This window comes from Psychromonas sp. B3M02 (assembly GCF_003318165.1).
Lineage (GTDB): Bacteria > Pseudomonadota > Gammaproteobacteria > Enterobacterales > Psychromonadaceae > Psychromonas.
The window spans coordinates 1-2,053 of record NZ_QOCB01000041.1; the positions used below are offsets into that span (position 1 = coordinate 1).

Annotated in this window: 1 protein-coding gene; it reads right to left on the bottom strand. The window is 29.3% G+C overall.

Annotation, left to right across the window (positions count from 1 at the left end; genetic code table 11):
- Positions 1-860: 860 nt before the first annotated feature.
- Positions 861-1,754, bottom strand: coding sequence for a sulfotransferase family protein (locus DS885_RS06160; RefSeq protein ID WP_113818561.1), 894 nt, complete (start codon positions 1,752-1,754; stop codon positions 861-863).
- Positions 1,755-2,053: the final 299 nt, after the last annotated feature.

The window sequence follows — 2,053 nt, forward strand, 5'->3', positions numbered from 1 at the left end:
GTATTTATTAATATTAAAAAACTTAATAGATTATGAATCTAAAAGGTTAATTTTCGGTTAGGAACTGTAAGTATCAACCAAAGAGTAAGTAAATGGATAAAACAGAAAGGGAAAAATGTTGTTCATTAGAAATTCCATTTACCTGACTTAACGTATTTATGGTTATTAGCCATAAAGCTAAAAATACAATCCGTTGTACTTATTTTTTAAAATTAAATTGATGATCGTTTAATGTTTACTTAATAACTCGATTTACTTAAAAAGATATATTTCGCCTATACCACTAACGAATTTCTCTAAATAGCTATTGGACCATCACAATCAAAACGGTATCTATAAAATGCTAACAATGTAGTTTACAAAAACAAAAGACATACTAAATATTTGCCGTTTTTCGTTACAATATAAAACAATAATTTACTTTTACTTTTGTCAAAAAATAATGACTGAGTAATAAATATTAGTGATTTAGATCTCTTTTGTCACTTCTTTTTGGTAATTAATATCAACTTTAGTCAAGTAAAGTAACTTATCGTTTCAATTTGAAATAAACACAATAAAAAACACCTCATAAGAGATACTTACCCATAAAAATCAAATACCTAATAATAGGCACAACATCTTTTAAGATTTATAATCATCAACATAATACAAGGAATAAAAACAAAAATTAAACAGAGTAATTTTTTATTGATAAATCTGTTAGTTAAAAAATCAAGTAGTAATAAGAAGGATAAAATCACATAGGAAGTAACTGGCGACCAGTTGGCCAAATAATATGAACGATTAAACTGTATTCATATAACTATTAGTCTATACATTCTGAACTAGTAACCAATATATAGTTGAAACTTAAAATTTTAATGCAGTTTTCTTTTTAACTTATATTGTCTTGGGTTAACTACCTTTTTAAACCACATCTCTTTTAAAAACTGTTTAATCATATGTCCTTTGGTTACTTTAGTATTTTCAGTATCCATTAACTCATAGCCTAAAACCTCCAAAGTATGCGCTGCATAATATTGAAAGTCAGCAATCTCTTGATTGGTTAATTTGCTTTGCCAAGCATTAGCACGACTTATATCGGGTGTTTTACCCACTAGTGAATGTTGTTTTTTAGAAAATTCAGGCACAAAATCACCTTTTAATGTGACTTCTTCCAATTCTGGATTGCCCAAGAGGGTTAATATTTTGGCTATTTCTTTTTCACTGTCCCTTAGTAAGTCTTCATATTTGACTAAAATGGTTTTTTCAGGGAATAAAGTCTGAGTGATAAAACCATAAAGGATCTTATTTAACCAAGCTCTAGATGAGTGTAAAAAAGTATTTTCCCCCCATTCCAATGGTATTTGAGAATGGGCAACCGCTCTACCGTCTCTAACGATATGTATAAAATAACAGTCCTCAAAGGTAGCATTAAGTAACTTTGCATACATTAAGTTATTAGGAGAGTGGTCGATCCAATAGCCTACATTTTTATCTGGAGCATATAGGCTCAAGATATCATGATAAACCTCGCTATAAGACAAGTAATCCTTATCCTTAAGTTCACTAATATCAGTGTTCCAACGCTTGAACCGTTTATCCTCAGCAAGGTTTTGTGAGTATGCGTGAATTGAAATAGGATATTCAAATGGAATATCTGTTTTAAATAAAGACTCAGGTGTCACAACGCTATCTTTGATCGTTGATAACAAAGATGCCAACATAGTTGTTCCGCTTCTGTCAGCACCGCCAATAAAGATACATTTCATATTTCACCTAAACATTATGTATAAAATATTCAATAGAACCTACCCTTTAAAAGTAGAGGGCGAAGTAAATTAAAAGAGATGACTGGCAAGGTTTATTTTCAAATAAAGCCAATAACTTAACATCAAGACTAAAACGTAATATTCACTACAATGAGTATAGCCAATTCAGAAGATTATAATGATGAAAGAAGAAATGATGCCAAATAATCACCCTTTTGTTAGACGCTTTTATCAATAAAAGTTCCCGATTTTTTAATTTTTATTTATTTGACTTTTAATATATTATTTTTATATAAAAA

What these genes read in the sequence shown, in the direction of transcription:
- DS885_RS06160 (WP_113818561.1), bottom strand. Translation starts at nt 1,754, where the DNA reads ATGAAATGTATCTTTATTGGCGGTGCTGACAGAAGCGGAACAACTATG.